Annotated in this window: 25 protein-coding genes and 1 tRNA gene; 11 read left to right on the forward strand and 15 right to left on the reverse strand. The window is 25.7% G+C overall.

Annotated elements, in window-relative coordinates:
- Positions 1–13 precede the first annotated feature (13 nt).
- Entirely contained in the window at positions 14–313 is a 300-nt protein-coding gene (locus BN1711_RS10135) for a hypothetical protein (RefSeq protein WP_050608035.1), read from the forward strand.
- A gap of 44 nt (positions 314–357) precedes the next feature.
- Here BN1711_RS10135 and BN1711_RS10140 read toward each other — a convergent pair whose 3' ends face one another.
- Positions 358–1,197 carry an MBL fold metallo-hydrolase gene (locus BN1711_RS10140; protein ID WP_050608036.1) on the reverse strand — a complete coding sequence of 280 codons (840 nt, stop codon included), beginning with the start codon at positions 1,195–1,197 and terminating at the stop codon, positions 358–360.
- A 168-nt stretch (positions 1,198–1,365) separates the two neighbouring features.
- Between BN1711_RS10140 and BN1711_RS10145 the strand changes: the two genes are divergently transcribed.
- Both BN1711_RS10145 and BN1711_RS10150 read left to right on the forward strand, forming a co-directional pair.
- Positions 1,366–2,028: a superoxide dismutase gene (locus BN1711_RS10145; protein ID WP_050608037.1), complete on the forward strand. Its 663-nt coding sequence runs from the start codon at positions 1,366–1,368 to the stop codon at positions 2,026–2,028.
- A gap of 272 nt (positions 2,029–2,300) precedes the next feature.
- Positions 2,301–3,002 carry a hypothetical protein gene (locus BN1711_RS10150; protein ID WP_050608038.1) on the forward strand — a complete coding sequence of 234 codons (702 nt, stop codon included), beginning with the start codon at positions 2,301–2,303 and terminating at the stop codon, positions 3,000–3,002.
- Positions 3,003–3,072: 70 nt separating this feature from the next.
- Here the strand turns inward: BN1711_RS10150 and BN1711_RS10155 are convergent, their stop codons facing one another.
- Positions 3,073–3,429 (reverse strand): hypothetical protein, encoded by a 357-nt coding sequence (locus tag BN1711_RS10155; protein WP_050608039.1) that lies wholly within the window; start codon positions 3,427–3,429, stop codon positions 3,073–3,075.
- A gap of 265 nt (positions 3,430–3,694) precedes the next feature.
- On the opposite strand from BN1711_RS10155, the gene BN1711_RS10160 reads away from it, so the two are divergent.
- From BN1711_RS10160 to BN1711_RS10170, 3 genes are all read left to right on the forward strand, one after another.
- On the forward strand, positions 3,695–5,683 hold the full coding sequence (locus BN1711_RS10160; RefSeq protein ID WP_050608040.1) for a fructose-bisphosphatase class III: 1,989 nt from the start codon (positions 3,695–3,697) through the stop codon (positions 5,681–5,683).
- A 168-nt stretch (positions 5,684–5,851) separates the two neighbouring features.
- The gene (locus tag BN1711_RS10165; protein ID WP_050608041.1) at positions 5,852–6,469 is read left to right on the forward strand and encodes a GntR family transcriptional regulator; all 618 of its coding nucleotides are present in this window, start codon (positions 5,852–5,854) and stop codon (positions 6,467–6,469) included.
- 144 nt (positions 6,470–6,613) lie between these two features.
- Positions 6,614–6,805, forward strand: a complete 192-nt coding sequence (locus BN1711_RS10170; RefSeq protein WP_050608042.1) for a hypothetical protein — start codon at positions 6,614–6,616, stop codon at positions 6,803–6,805.
- Between the two features lie 143 nt (positions 6,806–6,948).
- Here the strand turns inward: BN1711_RS10170 and BN1711_RS10175 are convergent, their stop codons facing one another.
- Entirely contained in the window at positions 6,949–7,887 is a 939-nt protein-coding gene (locus tag BN1711_RS10175; RefSeq protein ID WP_050608043.1) for an alpha/beta hydrolase, read from the reverse strand.
- A 298-nt stretch (positions 7,888–8,185) separates the two neighbouring features.
- Here BN1711_RS10175 and BN1711_RS10180 point away from each other — a divergent pair, with 298 nt between their 5' ends.
- Positions 8,186–9,895: an SH3 domain-containing protein gene (locus BN1711_RS10180; protein ID WP_050608044.1), complete on the forward strand. Its 1,710-nt coding sequence runs from the start codon at positions 8,186–8,188 to the stop codon at positions 9,893–9,895.
- Positions 9,896–9,950: 55 nt separating this feature from the next.
- Here BN1711_RS10180 and BN1711_RS10185 read toward each other — a convergent pair whose 3' ends face one another.
- Positions 9,951–10,871 (reverse strand): response regulator, encoded by a 921-nt coding sequence (locus BN1711_RS10185; RefSeq protein WP_050608045.1) that lies wholly within the window; start codon positions 10,869–10,871, stop codon positions 9,951–9,953.
- An 86-nt stretch (positions 10,872–10,957) separates the two neighbouring features.
- A complete protein-coding gene (gene ymfI / locus BN1711_RS10190; protein ID WP_050608046.1) occupies positions 10,958–11,701 on the reverse strand; it encodes an elongation factor P 5-aminopentanone reductase in 744 nt (247 codons plus the stop codon).
- Positions 11,702–11,921: 220 nt separating this feature from the next.
- Between ymfI and tpx the strand changes: the two genes are divergently transcribed.
- A complete protein-coding gene (gene tpx, locus BN1711_RS10195; RefSeq protein WP_050608047.1) occupies positions 11,922–12,416 on the forward strand; it encodes a thiol peroxidase in 495 nt (164 codons plus the stop codon).
- A 26-nt stretch (positions 12,417–12,442) separates the two neighbouring features.
- Here tpx and BN1711_RS10200 read toward each other — a convergent pair whose 3' ends face one another.
- Complete coding sequence (locus BN1711_RS10200) at positions 12,443–12,706, reverse strand: DUF3892 domain-containing protein (RefSeq protein WP_050608048.1); 264 nt, start codon at positions 12,704–12,706, stop codon at positions 12,443–12,445.
- A gap of 73 nt (positions 12,707–12,779) precedes the next feature.
- Complete coding sequence (locus BN1711_RS10205) at positions 12,780–15,143, reverse strand: ATP-dependent DNA helicase (protein WP_050608049.1); 2,364 nt, start codon at positions 15,141–15,143, stop codon at positions 12,780–12,782.
- 124 nt (positions 15,144–15,267) lie between these two features.
- Here BN1711_RS10205 and BN1711_RS10210 point away from each other — a divergent pair, with 124 nt between their 5' ends.
- Positions 15,268–15,783 carry a ferritin family protein gene (locus BN1711_RS10210; RefSeq protein WP_050608050.1) on the forward strand — a complete coding sequence of 172 codons (516 nt, stop codon included), beginning with the start codon at positions 15,268–15,270 and terminating at the stop codon, positions 15,781–15,783.
- A gap of 64 nt (positions 15,784–15,847) precedes the next feature.
- Here the strand turns inward: BN1711_RS10210 and trmB are convergent, their stop codons facing one another.
- Entirely contained in the window at positions 15,848–16,501 is a 654-nt protein-coding gene (gene trmB, locus BN1711_RS10215; protein ID WP_050608051.1) for a tRNA (guanosine(46)-N7)-methyltransferase TrmB, read from the reverse strand.
- Between the two features lie 159 nt (positions 16,502–16,660).
- Here trmB and BN1711_RS10220 point away from each other — a divergent pair, with 159 nt between their 5' ends.
- Entirely contained in the window at positions 16,661–17,830 is a 1,170-nt protein-coding gene (locus BN1711_RS10220; RefSeq protein WP_050608052.1) for a glucosaminidase domain-containing protein, read from the forward strand.
- A gap of 94 nt (positions 17,831–17,924) precedes the next feature.
- Positions 17,925–19,211 carry an ArsB/NhaD family transporter gene (locus tag BN1711_RS10225; RefSeq protein WP_050608053.1) on the forward strand — a complete coding sequence of 429 codons (1,287 nt, stop codon included), beginning with the start codon at positions 17,925–17,927 and terminating at the stop codon, positions 19,209–19,211.
- A 120-nt stretch (positions 19,212–19,331) separates the two neighbouring features.
- Here BN1711_RS10225 and BN1711_RS10230 read toward each other — a convergent pair whose 3' ends face one another.
- The 7 genes from BN1711_RS10230 to BN1711_RS10260 all read right to left on the reverse strand — a co-directional run bounded on the left by BN1711_RS10230 (position 19,332) and on the right by BN1711_RS10260 (position 26,688).
- Positions 19,332–19,982: a site-2 protease family protein gene (locus BN1711_RS10230; protein WP_082174110.1), complete on the reverse strand. Its 651-nt coding sequence runs from the start codon at positions 19,980–19,982 to the stop codon at positions 19,332–19,334.
- Positions 19,983–20,083: 101 nt separating this feature from the next.
- Positions 20,084–21,094 carry a hypothetical protein gene (locus BN1711_RS10235; RefSeq protein WP_050608055.1) on the reverse strand — a complete coding sequence of 337 codons (1,011 nt, stop codon included), beginning with the start codon at positions 21,092–21,094 and terminating at the stop codon, positions 20,084–20,086.
- Positions 21,095–21,103: 9 nt separating this feature from the next.
- On the reverse strand, positions 21,104–22,108 hold the full coding sequence (locus BN1711_RS10240; RefSeq protein ID WP_050608056.1) for a phosphodiester glycosidase family protein: 1,005 nt from the start codon (positions 22,106–22,108) through the stop codon (positions 21,104–21,106).
- A 403-nt stretch (positions 22,109–22,511) separates the two neighbouring features.
- Positions 22,512–22,586 (reverse strand) — tRNA-Glu (locus tag BN1711_RS10245).
- A 147-nt stretch (positions 22,587–22,733) separates the two neighbouring features.
- Complete coding sequence (locus BN1711_RS10250; protein WP_050608057.1) at positions 22,734–23,981, reverse strand: hypothetical protein; 1,248 nt, start codon at positions 23,979–23,981, stop codon at positions 22,734–22,736.
- Positions 23,982–24,070: 89 nt separating this feature from the next.
- Entirely contained in the window at positions 24,071–26,284 is a 2,214-nt protein-coding gene (locus tag BN1711_RS10255; protein WP_050608058.1) for a heavy metal translocating P-type ATPase, read from the reverse strand.
- A gap of 35 nt (positions 26,285–26,319) precedes the next feature.
- Complete coding sequence (locus tag BN1711_RS10260; protein WP_050608059.1) at positions 26,320–26,688, reverse strand: ArsR/SmtB family transcription factor; 369 nt, start codon at positions 26,686–26,688, stop codon at positions 26,320–26,322.
- Positions 26,689–26,835 lie beyond the last annotated feature (147 nt).

Raw genomic sequence — 26,835 nt, forward strand, 5'->3', positions numbered from 1 at the left:
GGAGATTAGGTAAATGCCTTACAGTAATAATATTGGAAAAATTATTAGTATAATAACTATAATTGCCCTATGCGTTTTAAGTATAATTTTCTTTGTAAAATTATTACCAACTATTTTAATAGCAGGATTTGCAATATGGTGTGTATACAAAGCCTATGATTATATAAAGTTAAAATTTAATAAGAAAAGCTACAAAAAAAATTATAAAAAAAACAGTAATACAAATTTTTATAAAGATTCAACTAATGATATACCCGATATATCAAAAGAAAATGTAATTGATGTAGATTATGAAGAACTAAAAAACAATTAAAAACCTATGAAAATATTTCCATAGGTTTTTTCTATTTACTCTTATTAAATAATTTCTAAATGAGTACCAGTACAATTAATAAAAAATCTATTCTTAAGCTGTTTTAAACTATTTGTAGCTAATTCTCCTGTACAATGAGAAACTCCTATGAGTTTAATATTCATAGATTCTAACTTTTTAATAACTTTTTTTATTTTTTTTTCATCCGCATTAATTAAATGAGTTCCCCCTAATATAGCATATATATTTTTATTTAATCTTCTCTTTATACTCTCTAACATGCTAATTACTCCTACGTGGCTACAACCCAGTAAAACAACTAAACCTTTATCTGTATCCATGACCAACGTAATTTCTTCTTTAAAGCTATCTTGAACATAGCCATCTCCCTTCTTTATTAGCATTTTATCATTTTCTAATTCACAAGTTGTTTCTTTATTAAAGTTTCCACATAAATAAATAGAATGTTCTAGTTGAAAAATATCTTCTTGAAGATAATTTATTGGTATATTTTTTTGTAAAAAATAATTCTCATCAAAATCTATTCCTAAATACTTATAAGAATTATCCTTCAATATTTTAAACTTATTACTATTTTTAAAAAAATATTTATTTATATAAACTTCTGGATAATATAGGACTTGGTCAAAAAATTTTCTTACTCCACCACAATGGTCATAATGAGCATGACTTAATATCATATAATTAGTTTTATTTAAATCTATTCCTAAAGTTTTTGCATTATATACAAAATTCCCAGTAGATCCTGTGTCAAATAAAATATTACAGTAAGGTGTTTCTATATATATAGATAATCCATGCTCATATTTAAGTCTACTATCTTCTGAAGTATCTTCTATTAAAGTAGTAATTTTTATCCCCATAATTTTTCCTCCTATATTTTATGATATAACATGTAAAATTATTACATATAACTATTACTTATTTTATCATAAATAAACCATTATAAAAATAATTAATAAAAATAATAACAAAAATCTATTAATTTAATATCCTATTATTATAATAAATTTTATAGGAGGACACTCGTCTTGTGTAAAATAAAAGCTCAAAATTATAACCTTTCAAATGTAAAGGGTATTACTCTAAAACAACTAACTGAACATTATAAACTGTATAAGGGATATGTAGACAAAATAAATGAAATGTGGAGTATACCAAACAATTCTGATATGTTCCCTAATAGTAACTCTACTTATAGTAAAATGCGTTGTTTAAAACGAGGTGAAAGCTACGCATTAGATGGTGTTAAATTACATGAACTTTATTTTAATAATATAACTTCTGGGTCTACACCTATTTGTGGTAAATTGTTAGATAAAATTCTTAGAGAATTTAATTCATTAGATAATTTTTTAAAATATTTTAAAGAAGTAGGATTATCCGTTAGAGGTTGGGCAATACTTTGTATAGATCCCTTAGATAATAAACTTCATATCTTTGGTTCTGATACTCATGACAATGGAGCTATATGGCTTTCCTATCCATTACTAATAATGGATGTATACGAACACGCTTATTTCTTAGATTTTGGTACCGATAAAAGTAAATATATAGATGTATTTTTCAAAAATGTAAACTGGAATATCGTTAATAATAGATTAAAAAAATACTATAATTTAATGTCACTAAAGAATTGTAATATGAGATCTTACCCTAATATGCCTTGCCCTTATTTTAATAATTTTTTTTAAAAATATATAATTTATAGTAAACAATATTTATATATTGAATACTATATTATTAGACACAAACTAAAACCTAAGAAAAGGGGGCTTACCTATGTGGTGTTGTGGTTGCTTTTGGCTAATTGGCCTAATATTCTTATTAGCAATATTCTCATGTTGCTGCCCTATTTGGTGGTGTTAAAAATATCCCCTGGATTATATCCAGGGGTTAATTATATAATCACAAATTTATATAGTTCAACATAAAATATATAAAGCACTATAGTAAAAGGAGTTCTATGAGTAATTCAGATTCATCCAAAAATATAAAGGAAAAAAAAATTTGTTTTAAAGAAAAAATACCAAAAGAAAAATTTAAATCTAAAAGTACAGATTTTAAAATATTAAATTCGGAAAAAGAAAATCTAAAAAATTCTATTATAAGTTTTGAAGGTGGAAAAGATTTTTCTAATATACCAGATTTGAAAACCGATGTAAGCACTATAAAATTTCCTGGGTGGATACTCTTATTAGAACATAATAAAAATGGATGTGGCAATATAGACAATATTCCTATTATAGCTACATGGACTAAACATAAAAATTATCCAGATAATTATCGCTATATATTATTTGATAATGAGATATCTAAAATTTCCTTAGATTATACCTCTTATTTTCCTATAAAAATAATTATTTGTGATAAAAATAATAAAATTTTAAAAACCTTAAACGGAGAAAAAACCTGGAATGAAAATGATGGATACAATAAAGTTTCTACTATAGATTTTGATGCTAATAAAAATATAATAAAGTACTTAAAAATTGAAAGCTTTGCTGATTATATAGGAATAAATAATTTGCAAATATCTAAAAACCTAAAAGAAGACTCTAAAAATACTAATTCAAATCAAAATAATATGGCTAACAAGTTAGATTTAGATAGATTATTTTTAGCATTAGCTATTTATCTTCTGTTTTTCCATAAAAATAGTAGATAAAATATATACCCTATTTATGTATATCCCCCTAACCCTTCATACATAAATAGGGTGTTAATCTTTAGAATTATTATTCTATTATTTTATATTCTGCATCTATACATTTATTCTTATAAAATTCTTTAGAATCTCCATAAATCTTTACTTCTGTTTTCACCGCATTTTTTTCTAAAAATTTAGTTGTAAGTTTACTTACCTTTATGCTTTTATTTAAGAAATTACTTGTAGTAGAAAAAATTACTTTTGCAGTTATAGAACTTCCTTTTCCCAAAACTTTACTACCTTTTCTAAAAACATTGGCTAACCTTTCATGTTTATTTTTTTCAGCTATTTTTCCAAGCATATTTCCTGTAATTATGGTTCCATTTTCTATTTCTTCCCCTAAAATTTCTCCTGTAACTTTTATAACCTTACATATTTTATACATTGAAAACACCTCTTAAACACTACTATACTATAAATAGTAATTTTGTATTATATCTTAATAAATTAACTTATTTAAGAAAATATTTGTAATTATACCTATATTTATATTAAAATTAATAATTTTACATCTTGTGTAAATATGTTATTTTTTATATTATAAATATAAGTTGTATATTATTTAAAAAATATATTATATATTATTAGTAACATATTATATAATTAATGTATAGTATATTTTAATTATAATAATAAAAAGGAGAAAAGCTATGACTTTATATGATGAAAATAACTTGCATATAATAAAGCAAAATCTAAGATATTTAAAATTATTATCTAAACAATATCCTACAATATCTAGTGCTAGTACAGAAATTATAAATTTGCAAGCTATATTAAATTTACCAAAAGGTACAGAGCATTTTATAAGTGATGTGCATGGTGAATATGAATCTTTTACTCATATGCTTAAAAATGCTTCTGGAGTTATAAAGAGAAAAATAGATGATATTTTTGGTAATTCCCTAAGGGAAAATGATAAAAAAAATTTAGCTACTTTAATATATTATCCTGAACAAAAGTTAGAATTAATCCAAAAATCTGAAAGCAACTTAGAAGACTGGTATAAAATAATATTATATAGACTTATAAAACTATGCCAAGTAGTATCTGCAAAATATACTAGATCCAAAGTGAGAAAATCATTACCTAAAGACTTTGCCTATATAATTGAAGAATTATTAAATGAACAAGCGGATAGAGTGGACAAACATGGTTATTATAATAGTATAATTCAAACTATTATAGATATAGATAGAGCTTCTGAATTTATAGTAGCCATATCAAAAGTTATTCAAAGATTAGTAGTAGACAGACTTCATATTTTAGGAGATATTTATGACAGAGGTCCTGGCGCAGACATAATAATTGATGCTTTATATAAACATCATTCTATAGATATTCAATGGGGAAATCATGATATAGTTTGGATGGGTGCTGCTTCTGGATCAGAAGCTTGTATTGCAAATGTTATTAGAATTTCTCTTCGTTATGCTAATTTATCTACATTGGAAGATGGATATGGTATTAATTTACTGCCTTTAGCTACTTTTGCTATGGATTTTTATGAAGATGATGAATGTAAAGGTTTTAAACCTAGAACAATAGATAAAACTTTAAATGATACTGATAAGAAATTATTATCTAAAATGCATAAGGCTATATCCATAATTCAGTTTAAATTAGAGGGACAAATTATACAAAGAAGACCTGAATTTAAAATGGAAAAAAGATTGCTTTTAGATAAAATGGATTTACAAAAAAACATCGTAACTGTAGAAGGAAAAACTTACAAATTAAATGATACTAATTTTCCTACAGTAGATCCTAAAAATCCATATGAATTAAATAAAAGAGAAAAAGATCTAATCGAAAAACTTAAAAACTCATTTTTAAATAGTGAAAAACTTCAAAGACACATAAGATTTTTTTATAGTCATGGAAGTATGTATTTAACCTGTAATTCTAACTTATTATATCATGGATGCATACCTTTAAACGAAGATGGTTCTCTTAAAGAAGTGCTTATTTGTAATGAAAATTTTAAAGGCAAAGCATTATTAGATAAATTAGATCATTGTGCAAGAGAAGCCTTCTTTTTTAAAGAAGATCCTGAATCTAAATTATATGGTATGGATATGCTTTGGTATTTATGGTGTGGACCTAATTCACCACTTTTCGGGAAAACAAAAATGACTACTTTTGAAAGATATTTTATTGATGATAAAACAACTCATAAAGAAGAAAAAAATTCATATTACAATTATAGAAATGATGAAAATATGTGTAATATGATATTTAAAGAATTTCATCTACCTACTACTGACTCACATATAATAAATGGGCATATTCCTGTAAAAACTAAAGAGGGTGAAAGTCCTATAAAAGCTAATGGAAAATTATTAGTTATTGATGGTGGCTTTTGTAAAGCCTATCAACCGCAAACTGGTATAGCTGGGTATACATTAATATATAATTCCTATGGATTACTTTTAACATCTCATGAACCTTTTGATTGCATAGAAAATGCTATAGTAGATGGTAATGATATATTATCTTCTACCATTATATTAGAACATGTATCTTCTAGAAAAAGAGTTGCAGATACTGATATAGGTGAACATATAAAATCTCAAATTCATGATCTTGAAATGCTTTTAGTAGCCTATAGAAAAGGTTTAATAAAAGAAGAAAGATAATCTTAAAAGACCACTTTTAATAAATATTAGTGGTCTTCTCATTTAATATACAAATTAGATTACAATCCTTATATTTTAAAAATCACAATATCACTACTAACTAGATTTAATATTGAAAATATAGTAATATGTTATAAGATTAAGAATATATTCAGTGGGGGAATTATGATGAAAAGCAGTACTGGTCCTTTATATAAAAACATAGCTTTAGACATAGCTAATCGTATAGTAAGGGGTAAATTAAAATCAGATGAAAAAATTAGCGGCAGATCAACATTAGCTAGTATGTATAATGTATCTCCAGAAACCATAAGAAGAGCTATAGCACTTCTAGAAGATATGGATGTAGTAGTTTCTAATAAAGGCAGTGGTATTGAAATATTATCAATATCGGCTGCTGAAAAATTTATTGAAAGAAATAAAAATAATGTTTATTTAAAAACTGTTAAAGAAAATATAGTTGATATATTAGCACAACGTAGAAAACTAGATAAAGAATTAGAAGATAATTTTAATAAAATATTAGACTTAGTAGAACGATTTGAAAATATATCACCTTTTACATTGATCGAAATTGACATAAAAGAACATTGTAAATTTATCGGTAAAAAGGTTAATGAAGTTAAATTTTGGCAAAAAACAAAAGCAACTATAGTTGCTTTTAGAAGAAGAGATGACATAATTATTTCTCCTGGTCCAGAATACATATTTACCAAAGGAGATATATTAGTTGTAATTGGCAGCAAAAATGTATACAATAAAGTTCATAAATTTTTATATGAATAATACACATAAAAACTTATATTAAACCTAGTTTTTTGTGTAATAAAAAACTTTTATCATTTTTTGTATTATAATCATATCTTCCTTATGAATAATTAAAACTACAAATTGTAAAACTAATAATAAATAATATGAGGAGGATGAAAAATGGATTTAACTACAAAAGATATAATAAAAAAGAAAATATTAGATGCCCAAGAAAATGTACGTGATTATCAAATGTACTCTAAAAAAATAGATGACAGAGAAACTTCTGAAACATTTAGAGACTTTGCTGAAAATGAAGCTATGCAAGCCCAAAAATTAAGACAGCTAATAGATAAATTTGATAATTATTAAACTTAATTAATTTTAAAATAAATAATATGGTACATTAAAAAATGGGAAATTAGTATCAGATTTGCTCAATACACTTTATACTGCTATTAAGTAACTTCTGATTTTCTGATTTCCCATTTTTTAACAATCTTATAAATTTAACTTTAAACTTCAATATTTTCATGTTGTTTATTAATCCAACTTATTATATCTCTAAAAACCTCTTTTTTATTTATTTCATTTAATATTTCATGCCTTCCATCTTTATATAATTTATATTTAATATTTTTTACACCTAAAAGTTTATAACAATTATATAAATTTTCTATTCCTTGTCCATCATTTCCCACTGGATCTTTAGAACCTGCTACTATAAATATAGGTAGATTTTTAGGTATTTTTTTTATATTTTCTTCTTTCCATATAGACTTTAATCCTCTAAAAAAATCATAAAAAAATGATGTTGTAAATACAGTACCACAATAAGGATTTTTAATATATTTTTGAACTTCCTTTTCATCTCTACTTAACCAATCAAAATCTGTTTTGTTTGGTTTGAAACTTTTATTGAACCTATAAAAAGATAACTTATTTAATAGATTACTTTTATGCTTTCTTCCCTTTAAGATCATTTCTAATTTGGCAATAAGAATCCCTAAATTCACCATAGACCCTTGTTTACCATTAGTACCTGACAATATTAATCCTTGAATCCTATAACCATATAATTGTATATATCTTTGACTTAAAAAAGATCCCATACTATGTCCAAATAAATAAATTGGTAAATCTTTATTTTCTTCTTCTATAATGCTTGTTAATTTATTCATATCTTTTATCATAGAGAAAAATCCATCTTGCTCTCCCAGATAGCCTAACTCCTCTAATTTCTTACAACTTTCACCATGACCTCTGTGATCATTTGCATAGACCCTGTAACCATTTTCATTTAATACATGAGCAAATTCTTCATATCTTAATGCTGTTTCTGCCATACCATGAGCTATTTGAATAACAGCCTTTACCTTACTTTTAGGATTCCATTTATAAACCTTTAAGTTAATGTCCTCTCTACCCTTAAAATAAAACTCTTCTCTTGCCATAAAATCCTCCTAATAAAATTATATTTCTAAAACAATTATACTATTATCCTTTCATATATTGAATAATAATGCTATATATCATTTAAGTAATATTATATACATTTTAATTCTTATTTTCATATTTATATACTTTTTGAATTAAATTAAAATATATGTTATATTTTATTTATAACTTATTAATTATGACTTTAAAACTTCGATAAAAAGTTTAGTTAGTTTTTTAAACTAAAATAATTTTATAAAATTTAGTTTACAAAAGTTAAACAACATTAATCCATTTTATATAGGGGGATTTTTTATGAAAAGTTCAAAAAAAACAGCTCTTACTTGTGTTTTATCTACAGCTTTAGTAGCCCAACATTCCATAGCTGTCTTTGCCTATAATACAAGTATGAATCCTAACTTAAGTAGTAATGCTTATAATAGTAGTAATATTTTTACGAAATGTGGTTATAAAGGTCAATGTACTTGGTTCACTTATGGAAGAACTCTCGAAAAATTAGGAGTTTCTCTTCCTAGTCAATTTTACGGCAATGCCATTGATTGGTGGAATTGTAATATAAAAAGTAATGTTTATTCTTATGGTCAAGAGCCTAGAGATAATTCTATAGTTGTATGGAGTGGTGGTTCAAAAGGGTTCGGTCATGTAGGATTTATAGAAAAAGTCAGTGGAGATACAGTTTATTTTAATGAAGGTAATGCCTCTATTAGGGGAGATTATGATGGCTATGTAAAAAAATTATCTAAAGAACAAATGAAACATAGAGGTAACTTATATTTAAAGGGTTACATATATGTAGGAAGTGGTACAAGCTCTAGTGGTAATAATACTAATAATAATAGCAGTAGTAATAATAATTATAACATTATTGCTACATCCAAAGTAAAATTAAGTAGTAATTCTTCATCACTTAATGTAAGAAGTGCTCCTTCTTTATCATCTTCTGTAATAGGTTCATTATCAAATAATACCACTGTATCTATAATAAATCAAAATAATGGTTGGAGTAAAATCAAATATGGAAATAATATAGGATATATAAGTTCTAAATACTTAAATAATAATAACAGTAGTAATAGCGATAATAATAACTATAACATTATTGCTACATCCAAAGTAAAATTAAGTAGTAATTCCTCATCACTTAATGTAAGAAGTGCTCCTTCTTTATCATCTTCTATAATAGGTTCATTATCAAATAATAGTACTGTATCTATAATAAATCAAAATAATGGTTGGAGTAAAATCAAATATGGAAATAGCATAGGATATATAAACTCTAGATATTTAAACAATAATAATAGTAACAATAATAATAGTAGTGGTAATAGTAATAATGTTATTACTAAAAATGGACATGTTGTTTTATCCAATAAAAGCTCCCTATTAAACGTAAGATCCTCTACTAATACTTCTTCTAAAATTATGGGAAGTCTTAAACATGGTAGTTCTGTTAATATAATAAGTCAAGTTGGTAGTTGGTATAAAATTAAGTATGGTTCATCTATCGCTTATGTTAACTCTAATTATATATCTTTGGATAATAATTGTACTACTAACTCTAATACAAATAGTAACTCTAACAAAAATAATATTTCATCTAAAGGAACTGGTACTGTAAAATTATCTAATTCAAATTCTAAACTAAATATAAGAATCTCACCGAATACTTCATCTAAAATTATAGGAAGTCTTAATAATGGTGATTCTGTTAATATAACAGGAAAGAGTGGACAATGGTATCAAATCAAATACGGTTCATCTACTGCTTATGTTAGCGCTGATTATATAAGTAATAAATCTGTAACTACTAATTCATATGGAGTAGTATCTTTATCAAATAAATATTCTTCACTTAATGTAAGAAGTAATCCATCTTTAAGCAGTACTGTTATTAGTTCGCTTGCTTATGGTAATAAAGTTAAAATTTTAGATACTGTTGGTAGTTGGTATAAAATTAATATTAATAATATAACAGGATATGTTTATAGTACTTATATAAAATAATTAAATTTAAAAATAAAAACAAGGCTTTTTCACAATATGGAAAAACCTTGTTCTTTTATTCCATCTCAATTTTAACTTTCATATTTTCTATAAGTTTATTCATTAATTTTTGACAATCTTGTCCACTTACAGGATAAGTTATAGATGCATTTTCTAAATGATACTCTGAAAGTTGTGTATTTATTATAGATAGTACATCATATTGTTCATTAATTTTTGACTTTAGATTTTCAACTTCACTTTCATCATATCCTGGTAATACTGCTAAAAAAGTTAAAAATCCATGTTTAGTTATAAAATTAGGTGTTTTAAATATTCCTTTTATACCTTTAAATACAATATCTGTTAGTATCAAATATGTTTCCTTCATATCGATTTTTTCTTCTTTTTCCGTGGACTTAATTAAAGTAAATATCATTGCAGATAAATTCATATTATTTTCTTTAGCTATAAGCAGTTGTTCCATAAAATAATGTGTAAAATCTTCAGGTAACTCAGATTTTATTTTTACTTCATCATTTTTATTAACATTATTAACATTATTAACTTTTTCAACTTCTTTACTTGTTTGTTGATCCTGTAGTTTTTGATATTTTTCATTAATTTTATTTTTTCTTACTAATTTCATAACTCTATCTAGTAAAATCTTATTATCAAAAGGTTTTAATACATAATCACTTATTTCGCCTTCTCTTATTACTTTAGCAAAAGCTTCTCTTGTATTCATCTTAGTTAATATCATAACTGGTATATCTATGCTTTTTTGTCTTATTTTTTCAACTATTTCAAAACCATCTTCTTTTATAAGACCTACTTCTAATATAATTAAATCTATATCATTCTTTTTTTCGGTTAACTTATTGAAAAATTCAAAGGAAGTAGATGCTTCATAAACTTTTACATTTTTTTCAGCTAAAAGTTCTCTAACTCTATACCTTACATAACTCATATCGTCTAGTATTATAACATTTTCCATGGCTCACCACTCTCATATTTTAAACATTTTTTAATTTAATTTTAAATCGTATTTAAGAAAATTATAACATATTGTGTAATATATTTCTAGCACATGCCACCATCTACAGTAATTATTTGTCCGGTTATATAACTTGCATCATCACTACTTAAAAATGATACTACTTTACCTATATCTTCACCTTTTCCTAGTCTCATAAGTGGAATTTCTTCTTTTAAATTATTCATATCTTCTAAACTTACGCATTTATTCATATCTGTGTCTATAACCCCTGGCGCTACTGCATTTACTCTAATGTTACTTCCACCAAGTTCTTTTGCTAAAGCTTTTGTAAAAGAATTTATACCACCCTTTGCAGCAGAGTAAATAACCTCACAAGAGGCACCTACATTTCCCCACATAGAAGATATATTTATTATAGAACCGCTTTGTTTTTCTAGCATATACTTAACAACATTATTTGTACAATTAAAAACTCCTTTTAAATTGGTATCTATTATACTGTCCCAATCATTTTCATTCATATCCATAAATAAACCTATTTTAGCTATACCAGCATTATTAACTAAAATATCTATTTTACCAAAATTATGTATAGTATATTTTATAAGTTCCTTAGCCTCATCATATTTAGAAATATCTGCTTTATAAATTACTCCATAACCACCTAATTTCTTTATATAATGCAAAGTTTCCAGTGCACCTTCTTTATTTTGTCGATAATTTATAACTACACTAGCTCCTGCTTTAGTAAGTTCAATAGCTATTGCTTTCCCAATTCCTCTAGATGACCCTGTAACTATAGCAACTTTACCAGATAAATTTGACATTAAAAACCTCTCCCTTAATTATCTACTTAATTTATATATTCTTTAGTTATTTATAATATTTTTTTATCAATTAAATAATAATAATATAAATTGATTATAACACTTTTAAAAATAATTTATAAATTATAGTTAATAATTAAATTTATTTGAAAATAAATTCTTATTATAGTATCATATAAAATTAATTATTATATAATAAATATTATTGGAGGTATGTTTTATGAAAATAAAATTTATGGGAAATCCTATAACCCTTGAAGGAACTGAAGTAAAAGTTGGAGATACTGCTCCTGATTTTACAGCTATTGACAATAATATGAATCCTGTTTCATTAAAAGATACAAAAGGAATACGAATTATATCTATAGTTCCTTCTTTAGACACTGAGGTTTGTGATCTTGAAACAAGAACTTTTAATTCTAAAGCTGCAGAACTTCCAAATGTAACTATATATACAATTTCAATGGATTTACCCTTTGCTCAAGCTAGATGGTGCGGTGCTCATAATATAGACAAAGTTATAACTCTATCAGACTTTAAGGATAGATTAGTAGGTAAAAATTATGGAACTTATATAAAAGAATTAGGTTTATTAACTAGAGCAGTATTTATAATAGATAGTAATAACAAAATTGTTTATACAGAATATGTACCTGAAGTTACAGAACAACCAAATTTTGATGAGATACTAGAAAAAGCAAAATATGCAAAATAATAAAAACCCTAAATTTAGGGTTTTTATTATTTAAACTGATTTTCATTTATACTAGGGAGACTTTGAAGATCTATTCCTCCAGTATTTTTAGGAATTCCATGTAAATATTGTTCTCCACTTTTAGCTGTACCTATAACTACATCATTTATTTCTCCCTCTGCTGCTCTTTCTATAGCTTCATGTTTAGTGAGTAACTCACCATTATTTAGTTTATAACCACTAACAGCACCTTCATTATCTCTTATTAAAGCTACAATATCTTTTCCAAAATTATCGCTACCATAAGACACTTAAAAGCACCTCCCTATTTAAATTATATATTTATTTTCCCCAACTAAAATTTATTTAATCTAATTTAACTTCTTAATTATTAATCCAAAATTTATCTAGATAAAATTTTGCCTTATTTTCATTTCCAACTATAAAATTATTACTCCATTCACTACTTAATAGTAAGCTATATGGATACTTATTGTATCTTTCATCTAGTAATAATATAATCCCTTTATCTTTTTCATCCCTTATAAGTCTTCCAGCCGCTTGGAATACCTTTGTCATAGCTGGATAAATATATGCATATTCAAATCCTTTACCTATTTTATACTCATAATAATTTTTTATTATGTCTCGCTCTAAACATATCTGTGGCAATCCTATTCCTACAATTGCGACTCCTATTATTCTATCTTCTTTTAAATCTATACCCTCCGAAAATATTCCTCCTAGAACACAGAAACCCACCATACTTTCTTTAGGATTAGGTATGAAATTTTGCAAAAAACTTTCTCTTTCTTCTTCTGTCATAATAGAATTTTGGATTATAATATTATCCTCTAAATATTTTTCCTTATAGCAGTTATAAACATTATTCATATATTTATAAGATGGAAAAAATACTATATAGTTTCCCATCTTAACCTTCAACATCAATTTTATATAATCACTTATTTTTTCATAAGTATTTTTTCTATTTTTATAGGTTGTGCATATATTATTTGCAATAATAGTACATCTATTTTTACTTGGAAAAGGAGACTGTAACTTTAATAAATAATCTTCTTCACTTCCGCCTAATATCTTCCTAAAATATTTTATTGGACTTAAAGTAGCAGAAAAAAACACAGAAGATTTACTATTTTTTAGTACATTTTTTAATAAAGAAGAAGAATCTATACAAAATAACTTTAGTGATAAATCCCCATTAATAAACTCTCCATAAGTTATGTAATTTTCTCCGTAGATATCATATATCTTTATAAAATGTAAACATTTAAAGTAAAATTCCATTAATTTTTCATCTATAATATATTTATTTTTACTAAAATAAACTTCACATTTTGATATAAATATATTAATTAACTCATAAAGTTTTTCAGGCGGCTCCTCATTAATATAACTATTATCTAATTCATACATATTTTTTATAGAAACCATATAAGAATTTATCTTTCCTAAAATTCTATAAAGCTCTTTATTTTTATCCCTAAAAATTTTTTTCAGATTTAAAACATCCTTTTTTAATATACTACAAGAAAACATCTCTCTAGATCTATCTACTAAATTATGAGCTTCGTCTATTAAAAATACAAAATCTTCATTACTATCTGAAAAGTACCTTCTTAAATAAACTCTTGGATCAAATACATAATTGTAATCACAAACAATAGCATCACACCATATACTTAAATCTAAACTTAACTCAAAAGGACATACTTTATGTTTTAATGCATAATCCTTTACTACATTTTCTGTTATCAATTTTTCATTATTTAATACATCTAATATAGATTCATTAATTCTATCAAAATGACCCTTAGCATATTCACAAAATTTTGATGTACACTCACATTTTTCTTTAAAACATATTTTTTCTTTAGAGGTTATAAATATAACTTTAAGATATAAACCCTTTTCTATCATATAATTAAGACATTGAATTACATATTTTTTAGTAGTATTTTTAGCAGTTAAATAAAAAATCTTGTTTACTTTTCCCTTTCCCATAGCTTTAACCGTTGGAAAAATAGTAGATATAGTTTTTCCTATACCTGTGGGGGCTTGTATAAATATATTTTTATTATCTACTATAGATTTATATACTGAAACTGCTAGCTTCCTTTGTCCTTTTCTGTATTCTCTAAACGGAAAGTCCAAATCTTCTATAGATAAGTTCCTGTTTACTTTAAAATTATAATTAAGTTCCATCCATATATAATATTTCTCTATAATATTATTAAAAAATTTTTCAAGTTCCTGCAAATTATAACTTTTTATTATAGATTTAATATCTCCATTTTGTAGATTATAATACGTCAATTGTATATTTATTTTATCTAAATTATTTTGCTTACTATATATATACCCATAACACTTCGCTTGTGCCCAGTGCATATTATTATATTCTAATTCCTCTAAAGGCCTATTTGTACTTTTAATTTCTTCTACAGTTATATTGTTTAATTCTTTAATTATTCCATCAGCTCTTCCTTCTACTGTAAATAAAAAATCTCTATACTCCATACTATATCTTAAAAAAACTTCCTTATCATATTCAGTCATAAGTAATGGAGTAGCATTTCTTTTCCTTATATCTTGTATTTTTTTATGTGCCTTTATTCCCTCTAACGCCCTATTGTGCCCTGTATAAGCCATATCAATGTTACCGCATCTTAATATAAATTCTATTAAATTTCTAACAGATATTTTTATTTCCTCTTTCCAACTCATAAAATCAACCTTCATTTATATAATATTAGTTATTATAACACATTAAACTTTTATAGGATTTAGTCAACTTTTTTCTTTGTAAACAATATAATATTAATGAATAAAATTTTATTGGAGTGTTTATATGAGTTATACTACATTAAGACAACCTCAAGGATTTCCTTTTTGTTTCACTAACCTATTAAGAGAAGCTATGATAGCTGAAATAGTAGCTATTAATGATTACGCACATCACATAGCAAATTCTAATATTAAGGAGTTAAATGATCTTTGGCATCACATAATGCAAGAAGAAAAAAGGCACTTTGGAATGTTTTTAGAATTACTTAGAAAATATGATCCTACTGAATATCAACGCTACAAACAAGTAAAATCAGAATTAAATCTAACTAATAAATGTCCTAAATTTCCTGAATATCGTCCTAAATATAACGAACAACTTATACTAAACAATGTAAGAAGTGATATAAAAGGCGAATTAGAAGCTATAATTCTTTATGAGGATGAAGTACTGCATATTAAACATAAAGACATAGTTGATACTTTTATGGAAGTAATTTCTGAAGAAAAGGAACATACTGAAGAATTAACTTTATTTTTAACCAAATATGATAAAGACAAATATAACAATATATCATAATACCTAAAATTTTAAACAGATGGATTAAAATTTTTATTTTTTAATCCATCTGTTTTATAATATATTATTTCAATTTTCCAATTAAAAACATTATGTTCATTCCCATAGATGAAAACTTTTCTTCATATTCCGTCTTTGTATTTTTTGTAAAGTCACTATTGTGAAGATCATAAGTTATATATTTAATGTCAAAACCACTTTCTTTAAAATATTCCTTTGAATCCTCAAATAAATCTTTATCGTCTGTTTTAAACCATATTTCACTATTAGGTTTTAAAAACTTTTTATATTCCGTTAGAAATTTGGTATGTGTTAGTCTTCTCTTATTATGTCTTTCTTTTGGCCAAGGATTACAAAAATTAATATATATTTTATTTATTTCATTTTCTTCAAACACTTCTGCTATACTCATTATATTCATAGTAAGAAATCTTACATTTTTAAGGTCACTACCATCTTCATTTTCAGTTTCCTTAACTTTTCTTATAGCATAAACTATAACCTCATCTTTCAAATCCACACCTATGTAATTAATATTGGGATTGTTATATGCTAATTTAGATATAAATCCCCCTCTTCCACATCCAAGCTCCAAATGTATTTCATTATTATTATTAAACTCTTTTGACCATTCTCCCCTACATTCCCTATGGTTTTTTATAAATATATCGCTTTTCTCTATTTCTGGTCTTGCCCACCATTTTTTTCTAAGCCTCATAAATTGTTATACCTCCGATTTATTTTAGTGATTTTCCCTTGAAATATTATATCACACCCTTATTTTTATTCACAGATTACATTTAAGGGCTACTTGTATTTAACGATAATTCATATATTATGCAATGTAATAAATTTTAATATATGTAGGATTGGTTATATGAATAAATTTTTAAAAGAACTAAAAGATACTAAAGTTATAAATAATAATGATATTAAAAGAATTAAACAATATATAAATATTAAATTTTTTAAAGAAGATTCGAAAAATAAATCTTATATGTTATCTTCCACCATACATGATATTATTAATTCTAAATTAGAAGGTTTTCCTTCTTATATAAAAAAAGACCTTAAGAATATTATATTTAAAAATACATTTTTATCTGGAAAAGACCACATTCAGATGTATGATATTTTTTATTCCTATATAAACTATCAAAAATTAGACAATGAACAAATTGGAATATTACTAACTTGGATAAACAATAATATAAAAATAAAAATAGATAGAAAAGATTTAGAAGAATATTTAATAGTTGAAAAAATTATAAATCCTATTATTACAACTAATTCTGATAAATTATCTTTAGAAGAATTAACTTGTGATTTAGATACCTCCTCTTTAAAAGATGAAGTTATCAACAATAATACAAATATTGATTCCAATATTAATTCTAAGTTCACCAATATTAAAGAACATAATACAATTGATATCTTTAGAAAATTATTTAATAAATCACTATATTCAGGATTAATTGTATTAGCATTGTTTTTAATTGTTTTTTATGTTAAAAGTAATTACTTAACCGCAAGTACTATAAATAAAAGTTCCACACAAACTAAAAGTGTCTCTTGTAATAAAGTATATAAGCATACTTTAAGAATTATTAATCCTAACATTCCTAAAGATATAACATTTAGTTCTATAAATGAAGTTAAATTAAAAAATTATTTGTCTACCAAAAAATCTATGCTGGCTAAAGAACCTTACTTTAGTTCTATTATAAATTCTGCTAAAGAATTTGATATAAATCCTTTATTACTGTTCGCCATAACCGGACAAGAACAGAATTTTGTTCCTGAAAATAATGAGTATGCTAAAAAAATAGCCAATAATCCTTTTAATGTATTTCATAGTTGGAAAGAATATAATACAAATATTAAAGATACATCGAAAATAGCTGCGAAAACTGTATTTAATTTATTAAAAGATATGCCTAAGGGCGAAAACCCCTTTAAATGGATAAATAAAAAATATGCTGAAGACAAAAATTGGTATAAAGGCGTGCAATCTATATATAAAGAATTATATAATGCTGTAAATTAAACTATATTCTCGTTAATTATATAATTAATTTAAAATACCTTTATTTATTTACTGTTTCGTATTAAAATCTAATCGTACAGTAAAAATAAAGGAGATGATTAAAATTTATAGTTTAAATGTAATACTGCCTACTGTAATTTTTATAATAGTTTACATATTGATTATTTCTGAAAAAATTAATAGAGTTGTAGCATCTTTAAGTGGAGCTGCTTTAATGCTACTACTAAAATTAATCTCTCAAAAAGAAGCTTTCTTAAAAATTGATTTTAATACCATAGGATTATTGATTGGAATGATGATTATGGTTAACATAACCAAAAGAAGTGGGATATTCGAATATATAGCCATAAAAGCAGCAAAATTTGCTAAAGGTAATCCTATAAAAATACTGGTAATGTTTTCTATAATTACAGCTATACTTTCTGGACTTTTGGATAATGTTACAACCGTACTCCTAATAGTTCCTGTAACTTTAGTTGTAACTCAAACTTTGAACATAAATCCAATACCTTTCTTAATGTGTGAGATTTTCGCCTCCAATATAGGTGGTACTGCCACATTAATTGGTGATCCACCAAACCTAATGATAGGTAGTGCTGCAAACCTAAGCTTTTTAGACTTTTTAAAAAATTTAGGTCCTGTTATATTAGTAATTTTAATAATTACACTTTGGGTAATCAAAAAAATATATAGAGATTCCATGGTTACCACAGAGGAATCTATAAATAAGGTAATGTCACTAAATGAAAATAAAGCTATAAGAGATAAACAACTAATGAAAAAATCCTTAATAGTACTATCATTAACATTAATAGGATTTCTTATTCATGATTCTTTAGGCTTTGAATCTGCTACAATAGCTATAGTTGGTTCTGCAATTTTATTAGGTATTAGTAAAGTTGAACCTGACGAAATATTACAAGAAGTAGAATGGAGTACCATTTTCTTCTTTATAGGATTATTTATAATGACTGGTGTATTAGAGGAAGTAGGTTTAATGAGAATCTTAGCTGAGAAAGCTTTAGATTTAACTAAGGGTAATCTATTATTTACTGGTATATTTATTTTATGGATATCTGCTATAGCTTCTGCCTTTATTGATAATATTCCATTTGTAGCTACTATGATACCATTAATTAAAGCCATAGGTAGCTTAGGTGGTATTAATGTAACCCCTCTTTGGTGGGCATTATCTTTAGGTGCTTGTTTAGGTGGTAATGGAACTATGATAGGAGCTTCTGCTAACTTAGTTGTAATAGGTATTGCAGAAAAAAGTGGTTATAAAATAAACTTTAAGGATTACTTTAAGTTAGGATTCCCTATTATGATATTATCCATAATATTAGCAACAATATATCTTTTATTATTTTTTCTACATTAATATAAAGATAGATAATATAAAAATAATATGTACTTTGTACATATTATTTTTATATTATAAAATTTTCCTATTTCCTAGTAAATAAGAAAGTTCAGTTCCTAAATCAACAACCTACCAACATTAAAAAATACTCATAGAAATTTTCATAAATAAATAGGATAAAAGATTTGATGGAATTCCTACTAGATAATTAGCTATAGGAGTTACTACAAATATTAAAAGAATAATTAATTGATAGTTATACATTACATTTGATACTTTATAAAAAGTTTTAGGTGCCAAATCTCTTAATATATTAAATCCATCTAATCCTGGTATAGGCATTATATTAAATACCGCCAACATACAGTTTATACTAACTGTATAAGATAGAATAATACCTATTATACCTTTTAAAGATGTTACATCTCTTAATATTATTAAATCATGTTTATATAATCCTCCTATAATAAGTGCAAAAGCAAATGCTGTTATTAAATTAGCTAGAATTCCAGCTATAGAAACCTTTATTGCATCCTTATACCCTCTTTTTAATGCACTTGGATTAGTTTCTACCGGTTTTGCCCAACCAAATCCAATTAATAATATCATAATAAATCCAATTACATCAATATGTGCAAAAGGATTAAAAGTTAATCGTCCTTGAAATTTAGGTGTTTTATCCCCTAATCTGTCAGCTACATAAGCATGAGCATACTCATGAACCGTGAGTCCTAATAATATACCTGGTATAATAAGTATCTTATATAAAATTTTATCAGTTAATGCCAAAGCTCTCATCCTTTCTTTTTTAATTAAAAATATTAAATAGTCATATATACTATTATATAAAATTTAGAGCCTCTTTTGAGGCTCTAAATTTTAAAAATATATTAATTAAATTTTGTTTTTAATAATTTTCCTTCACATATAGATGTAATTCCATCTATATACATTTTTATTATAGTACCTGTATATTTTGTTTCCTTACCTGTATTTAAATTAGTTACTGTACCCTTCATATTATTATTTACATAAACCTGACCTAAAGGTGAAACATATATATCTTCTACTGATGAAGGATTAGATATATCTAAAGTCTTCCAATTAGAGGTTTTTTCTTTTAAATTACCATAACATATTTTTACTATTTTATCGTCTTTCATTTCTCCTATATATATCTTGTCATTGTCATCTATAGATAAAAGTTTAGGAGACTTAATTCCTTCTATATTTAATGAAGTTTCTCTATTAGTAGAATAAATTTTTCTCTTTGATTCATAAATCAAAGTATCCTCATGAGGTATAATCTTCATGTCTTTTACCTCATTAGATAAAAGATCTGCTCGTTTTTTTTCTTTCATTATATTTATATTATATATCTTACTTGTAGTTCCTCCACTATTTACCTTTACATATATTACATTAGGTAATGGAGCTACTTGTATATCCTCTACCTTTGAGCTAGAATTTTGAAGATCAAACTCCGCTGTTTTATCTTTCTTGCTTTTATCTACATCATAGGAATTTAGTATTATTTTTTCTCCTTTTCTTTCAGCATAAAGTATTCTATTTCTATCTGGTAACCACATATATTTTGAAACATCTTTTTTACTTTCAAAATCTAAATTTTGTTTTTCTCCAGTCTTAGTATTTATTATATTTAATGAGTTATTTTCAAAATAAGATATATATTTTCCATTAAAAGATATGTCTAAATCTTCTACTTTTTCAGGTATACTTACTTCTGCTTCTTTCTCTTTAACTTCTGTATTAGTAACTTTTTTAGATTTTATTTTTGTACCGCCTGACGCTAAAAAATATCTGTCTATATAAAATAATCCTGCAAACTGAACTACTAATGAAATCATAATCCATATAATTAATTTTTTAAATATCTTCATCTTTACCTCCTAAGGTGCTACATATATAGCAGTTGGTACCGATCTTTCTCCTAAAGAATTAGCAGGATTATTTATAACGTCTCCTTCATAATACATAGTAGAGGAAGATCCTCCGTCTAAATTAGTAGCTGTATAAGCTTCGTATTGTAACATTATGTCTTGAACATCTTTTAAAGTGGCTCCTACACTTGATGCTTGCCTTCCATCTATTACTAACATAAGTATTGCTCCATCTTTTCTCTGTCCAATAGCAGTTCTTGGAGCTATCCCCCAACCACCGTCTCCAGATGTTATAGTACCTTTACCATTTACAACTAGAGGGGGGCCAAAAGTTATAGCCTGTTTAACATTTAACTTTTCTAATTCTTCTAAACTATGTTCACCAACAACTAATATTCCATCTTTAGTTATTGCAGCTACCTCACCTTTAAAGTTTCCTTGTTTATTACTATTATAAACAACTTTTCCTTCACTTATTACTAATCCTTCTACAGCGCCACCAGTACCTGTCCAATTAGTTCCTGCTGACTTATCTGTAAATCCACCACCATTTATAGCCGCTACAGCTCTATTATCTCTAGCTATTTGACTTGTAAGCTCACCTTGTATACCTAATTTTTTACTATACCCTATTTTTACCCTAGTAGGGTCATGCACTACTAGCATATATCCTTTAAATTTCTTCCCAGAACTTATATCGAATCTTTCTATTGTATTATCGTGTTTGTTTTCAAATTTTAATAAGGATTCTTTATCTTGTTTTATAGTTTGTATAGTATCTTCACTTAATATTTGTTTTATTTCGTTATCTGATAAAAATAATGTAGCTATATATTGATGTCGAAGTGTTGTCATAGCAGCCCCTACTAAAGTTTTCTTAACATTTTTAAAAGGACCGTGAAATATTATAAAAGGAGCAGTTATAGCAGTAAAAAATAATTGAAAAACTATAAAGCATATAACTATCTTAAAAGAAAACTTTTTCTTTTTCCTACTGGTTTGTTTATGTTCCATCAAAAAAATCCTTTCTTTTTAAATATACATCTTTCATTATTGTACAATAAATATAAAAATTTTTAAATAGAAATTCTTATAAAACATTTAAACATTTAGTAATATTATTTATTTTATGTCTATATTTACATAAAAATAGTATTAAAAGTATTATTATATTTTTAAATGCATTTGTGGTTAAATTGGTGATAATAAATTTACCATGGGGATTTTTACGAAAACTATAAATAAACTTTCTTTTTTTTCCAAAATGGTACAAAGTATATATTACTTATTGTGAAGTGTTAATTTTAGGGATGTAATGTATATACAATATAATTATTTAAAAATCATATTTGGAATTGTTAATTTTTATAAATAAAAAACGTTGTAAACATTTATGTTTACAACGTTTTTAAAAATATGGTAGCCTCTAGGGGAGTCGAACCCCTGACTCCACCTTGAGAGGGTGGCGTCTTCACCGCTTGACCAAGAGGCCTTAATAACTAACAAAATTAATTATAGTACACATTTAATCTTAAGTCAATAAAAACTAACTATATTATTACAAAATTTAGCTAAAAATAAGGAATATATTAAAATTTAAAATTAATATACTCCTTATCTGTATATACTAGATTTAATATTACTTAACTCTACCAACTGTAATATTGTCACAGTGTCTATCTCTTAGTTCCTCGATAGGATTCACTGATTCTTCAAATCTATAATCTGTTCCATATTGTCTTATATGATCACCTATAACCACATGACTTGCTACATTAGTAATATTTTTATTTACAATATCTTGATACTTGAAGAAATCGTAATCTTGAGGCAAACTAGAAACTTCAGCATAATCTTCTCTCTTTGCAGTTAAATTAACTGTTCTTGTTAATATATCCCTTATATATTCTTTATTTGGTCCTAAATTCAATAATTTTGGGAATTCTCCATTAGGTATAACTTGTTGCCATTGCTTATTTTCATATTTTTGTAAAAGCTCTGCTGCTTTATGAAGATGTGCAACTTCTTGTATAAAACATTCTTCCCATATCTTTTTGATATTTTCATCTTTTTCATCCTCATAACAAGAATAGTATAAATAACATTCTGTATACTCATGCATAAGTAATTCTTCAAGCCATGTACATCTAGTATCTTTTAAACTACCATATTGACTAACATGTTGTTCTTCTACCATACCTATTTCTAAATAAAGCTTTCTTCCTATATCAGTTTTATATAAGGAACTAACATTCATATAGTAATTCATTGTTTGCTGTTCCGCTGCTGTTATAATTCCTATATTAAGATTCGTTAATAAATCTGCTTTCTTAGAGTCTGTAGATCTTCTCATAGAATCATAAGGATGTCTATGATGTGATATTGTTGGGCGTGCTGGCATAATTTCTGTATAATGACCTACTAAATTTTCTGCTTTAGATCCTTGTTCCATTTCAAGTAAATTTGAATATCTATATAAATGGTCAAAGTCTTCAAGTAAAGCAAAATCAAGAGCATTCTTTACATCTTTATCTTTTTCTACTTTAGCAAGTGCACAAGTTAAATCTACTGCAAGTTGTTCATAACTTATAGTAGTTTCTAATATAGTTTCATCTAATGGTCTTAAATTACTTATCTTTTTTTGTTGTTGTTGTTCTATTCTTCTCGTAAGTGCCAATTCACGTCTTAAATCATTATTATCACAATGACGTGAAAATTGGTGTGAAAACCAATTTGCCTCAAATTCTGTACCATTCATCAAAATAATACGTGTTTTAGTATAGGGATCTACCTCATTTTTATTATATTGTTTAGGATATAAACTTCCCCAATCTTGGATAGTAGATTCTATACTTACAGGTTTCTCTTCAAATGGATTTAAACTCATAAAAATTACTCCTTTACACATTAATTAGTTCACTAATTAATGTGTGTATAAAATATTTTTTTATACAAATTTTAAATCCATTATAAACATTAAAGTATTCTTAAAGCATTTATGATAGATATCAAAGCTACACCTACATCTGCAAACACAGCCATCCACATAGTACCAATGCCAAAAGCTGCTAATACTAAAACTATTACTTTTATTGCTAAAATAAATATAATATTTTCCCAAACTATTTTGTGAGTCTTTTTAGAAATCTTCAAAGCATCAATTAATTTTGAAGGTTCATCTAGCATAAGAACTAAATCTGAAGCTTCTATAGCTGCATCTGAACCTACTCCTCCCATAGAGACACCTATATCTGACATAGCTAAAACTGGTGCATCATTTACTCCATCTCCTACAAACATTACCTTTTTCTTAGAATTTGTATTTTCCTTTAACTGCTTCATCTTTTCTACCTTATCTTGTGGTAATAGCTCCGCACAAATTTCGTCTATTCCTAATCTCTTTCCTATAGTTTCTCCAGTACTCTTTCTATCTCCAGTAAGCATAACTGTTTTATTAATGCCCATTTTCTTCAACAACATTACGGCCTTTTTAGAATCTTCCTTTACTTCATCACTTATTACTATATTTCCTACATACTTTTTATTTAAAGATATATATAGTACTACCCCTTCTTTAGAAACTTTGTCATATTTTATTCCCAATTCACTCATAAGATTTTCATTTCCTGCTATAACTTCCACATCATTTATATAAGCCTTTACACCTTTACCTACAATTTCTTCATATTTCGTAATTATTTTATTATCTATATCTTCTTTATAATATCTTAATACTGATTTTCCAATTGGATGATTTGAATATACCTCTACATAAGCTGCGTATTTTAAAAGTTCCTCCTTGGATATACCTTTAGGATTAATCTCTGACACCTTAAATATTCCTTTAGTTAAAGTACCAGTTTTATCAAATACTACACAATCTAAATCATATAATGATTCTAAAGCACTACCAGTTTTTATTAAAATTCCTTTTTTAGATGCACTACCAATTCCCGCAAAGAAACTTAAAGGGATTGATATAACTAATGCACAAGGACATGATACAACCAAAAATACAGCTGCTTTATATATCCACTCCTTAGCATTATAATTGCTAACTACAAATTTAGGAACTATTGCCAAAGCTATTGCAGAAAAAACTACAATTGGAGTATAATATTTAGCAAACTTAGTTATAAACTTTTCTGTCTTAGCTTTCCTAGCTGCAGCATTCTCTGTTAAATCTAAAATTTTTGATACTGTAGACTCACCAAAAGTTTTAGTAACTTTTATCTTTATTAATTTATTTTTGTTTATATATCCACTTAAAACTTCACTATCTTTACTCACTTCTCTCACTAAAGATTCCCCTGTTATAGCTGAAGTATCTACAGATGAATTACCTTCTACTATGATACCATCCAAAGGTATTTTTTCTCCTGGTTTTACTACTATTACGTCATCTACTTTTACACTCTCTGGTGATACTACTTCCATAATATTATCTGACTTTTGTAAATTAGCATAATCTGGCCTAATATTCATAAGTTCTGTTATAGATTTTCTAGATTTATTAACTGCTTTTTCTTGAAAATATTCTCCAATCTTATAAAATAACATAACAGCTACAGCTTCTGGATATTGTCCAACAAATATAGCTGCTATAGTTGCCACGCTCATAAGAAAATTTTCATCAAATACTTGTCCTCTAGAAATATTTTTTATAGAAGTTAAAAGTACATCCACTCCTATTAATATATAAGCTGTAATATATAATCCTATTTTTAACTCTATATTAGTTTTAACAAATGTGGCGCAACCTAATAAAATAATACCTATTATAATTCTTATGATTTCTTTATTTTGCATCAGATTTATTTTTTTATGATTATGGGAATCATTATCATTATTCGAATTACAATGTTCATGCTCATGACAGTGACATCCATTATCATGAATATGATTATGAACATGAATTTGATTACCAGATGGAATTTTCACTTTGTTTTTTTGCTTGTACTTTGCTTTATCCAAAACCTCAACGCCTGGTTCAATCCTATTAACTATTTTTTCTACACTTTTAAATACTATTTCCTCATCACTTGAATCCATTTCTACCATCAAAGTAGATGTATTAAAATTTAAGAAAGCGTTGTTTACTTTTTTTAACTTTTGAACCTTATCTTCTATTTTAGCAGCACAATTAGCACAGTTAAGTCCGTTCAATAAAATTTCCTTTTTTATTTTCATACTCCCACCATCCTTTAATTATTGAAAATATTGATTTATTTATGCATTATGTGTTCTAATCCTTGTTTAAATACATTTTCAACATGAGAATCATCTAAGGAATAATAGACTACCTTTCCTTGTTTTCTGTATTTTATAAGTCTTGCAGATCTTAATACTTTGAGCTGATGTGATACTGCAGAATGAGTCATTTCAAGTAAATTAGCTATATCACATACACACATTTCTGATACAGATAAGGCATAAAGTATTTTTATTCTTGTAGGTTCTGATAATACCTTAAAAAAGTCACCTAGTTCTATAACTTTATCTTTATCTATCATATTATTTTTAACTTTCTCTATTATTTCATGGTGAATTACACTACAAGAGCATGTTTCAGTAGTTGTATTCTTAGTATTCATCTTTTACTCTCCCTTCATATGAATAATTGTTCATATGTTCAATTATAATATAACATTTTATAATACAAACTGCAATATCTAAAATAAATTTACCAAATTTTTTTTCACATATTTTTTATTAACTTTCGAATACTAAATATACAAGAT

It is taken from the genome of Clostridium niameyense (genome assembly GCF_001243045.1).
Lineage (GTDB): Bacteria > Bacillota > Clostridia > Clostridiales > Clostridiaceae > Clostridium_F > Clostridium_F niameyense.

Coding starts and splice junctions, on each gene's coding strand:
- BN1711_RS10135 (WP_050608035.1), top strand. CDS start 14: ATGCCTTACAGTAATAATATTGGAAAAATTATTAGTATAATAACTATA.
- BN1711_RS10140 (WP_050608036.1), bottom strand. CDS start 1,197: ATGGGGATAAAAATTACTACTTTAATAGAAGATACTTCAGAAGATAGT.
- BN1711_RS10150 (WP_050608038.1), top strand. CDS start 2,301: ATGAGTAATTCAGATTCATCCAAAAATATAAAGGAAAAAAAAATTTGT.
- BN1711_RS10155 (WP_050608039.1), bottom strand. CDS start 3,429: ATGTATAAAATATGTAAGGTTATAAAAGTTACAGGAGAAATTTTAGGG.
- BN1711_RS10160 (WP_050608040.1), top strand. CDS start 3,695: ATGACTTTATATGATGAAAATAACTTGCATATAATAAAGCAAAATCTA.
- BN1711_RS10165 (WP_050608041.1), top strand. CDS start 5,852: ATGAAAAGCAGTACTGGTCCTTTATATAAAAACATAGCTTTAGACATA.
- BN1711_RS10170 (WP_050608042.1), top strand. CDS start 6,614: ATGGATTTAACTACAAAAGATATAATAAAAAAGAAAATATTAGATGCC.
- BN1711_RS10175 (WP_050608043.1), bottom strand. CDS start 7,887: ATGGCAAGAGAAGAGTTTTATTTTAAGGGTAGAGAGGACATTAACTTA.
- BN1711_RS10180 (WP_050608044.1), top strand. CDS start 8,186: ATGAAAAGTTCAAAAAAAACAGCTCTTACTTGTGTTTTATCTACAGCT.
- BN1711_RS10185 (WP_050608045.1), bottom strand. CDS start 10,871: ATGGAAAATGTTATAATACTAGACGATATGAGTTATGTAAGGTATAGA.
- ymfI (WP_050608046.1), bottom strand. CDS start 11,701: ATGTCAAATTTATCTGGTAAAGTTGCTATAGTTACAGGGTCATCTAGA.
- tpx (WP_050608047.1), top strand. CDS start 11,922: ATGAAAATAAAATTTATGGGAAATCCTATAACCCTTGAAGGAACTGAA.
- BN1711_RS10205 (WP_050608049.1), bottom strand. CDS start 15,143: ATGAGTTGGAAAGAGGAAATAAAAATATCTGTTAGAAATTTAATAGAA.
- BN1711_RS10210 (WP_050608050.1), top strand. CDS start 15,268: ATGAGTTATACTACATTAAGACAACCTCAAGGATTTCCTTTTTGTTTC.
- trmB (WP_050608051.1), bottom strand. CDS start 16,501: ATGAGGCTTAGAAAAAAATGGTGGGCAAGACCAGAAATAGAGAAAAGC.
- BN1711_RS10220 (WP_050608052.1), top strand. CDS start 16,661: ATGAATAAATTTTTAAAAGAACTAAAAGATACTAAAGTTATAAATAAT.
- BN1711_RS10225 (WP_050608053.1), top strand. CDS start 17,925: ATGATTAAAATTTATAGTTTAAATGTAATACTGCCTACTGTAATTTTT.
- BN1711_RS10235 (WP_050608055.1), bottom strand. CDS start 21,094: ATGAAGATATTTAAAAAATTAATTATATGGATTATGATTTCATTAGTA.
- BN1711_RS10240 (WP_050608056.1), bottom strand. CDS start 22,108: ATGGAACATAAACAAACCAGTAGGAAAAAGAAAAAGTTTTCTTTTAAG.
- BN1711_RS10250 (WP_050608057.1), bottom strand. CDS start 23,981: ATGAGTTTAAATCCATTTGAAGAGAAACCTGTAAGTATAGAATCTACT.
- BN1711_RS10255 (WP_050608058.1), bottom strand. CDS start 26,284: ATGAAAATAAAAAAGGAAATTTTATTGAACGGACTTAACTGTGCTAAT.
- BN1711_RS10260 (WP_050608059.1), bottom strand. CDS start 26,688: ATGAATACTAAGAATACAACTACTGAAACATGCTCTTGTAGTGTAATT.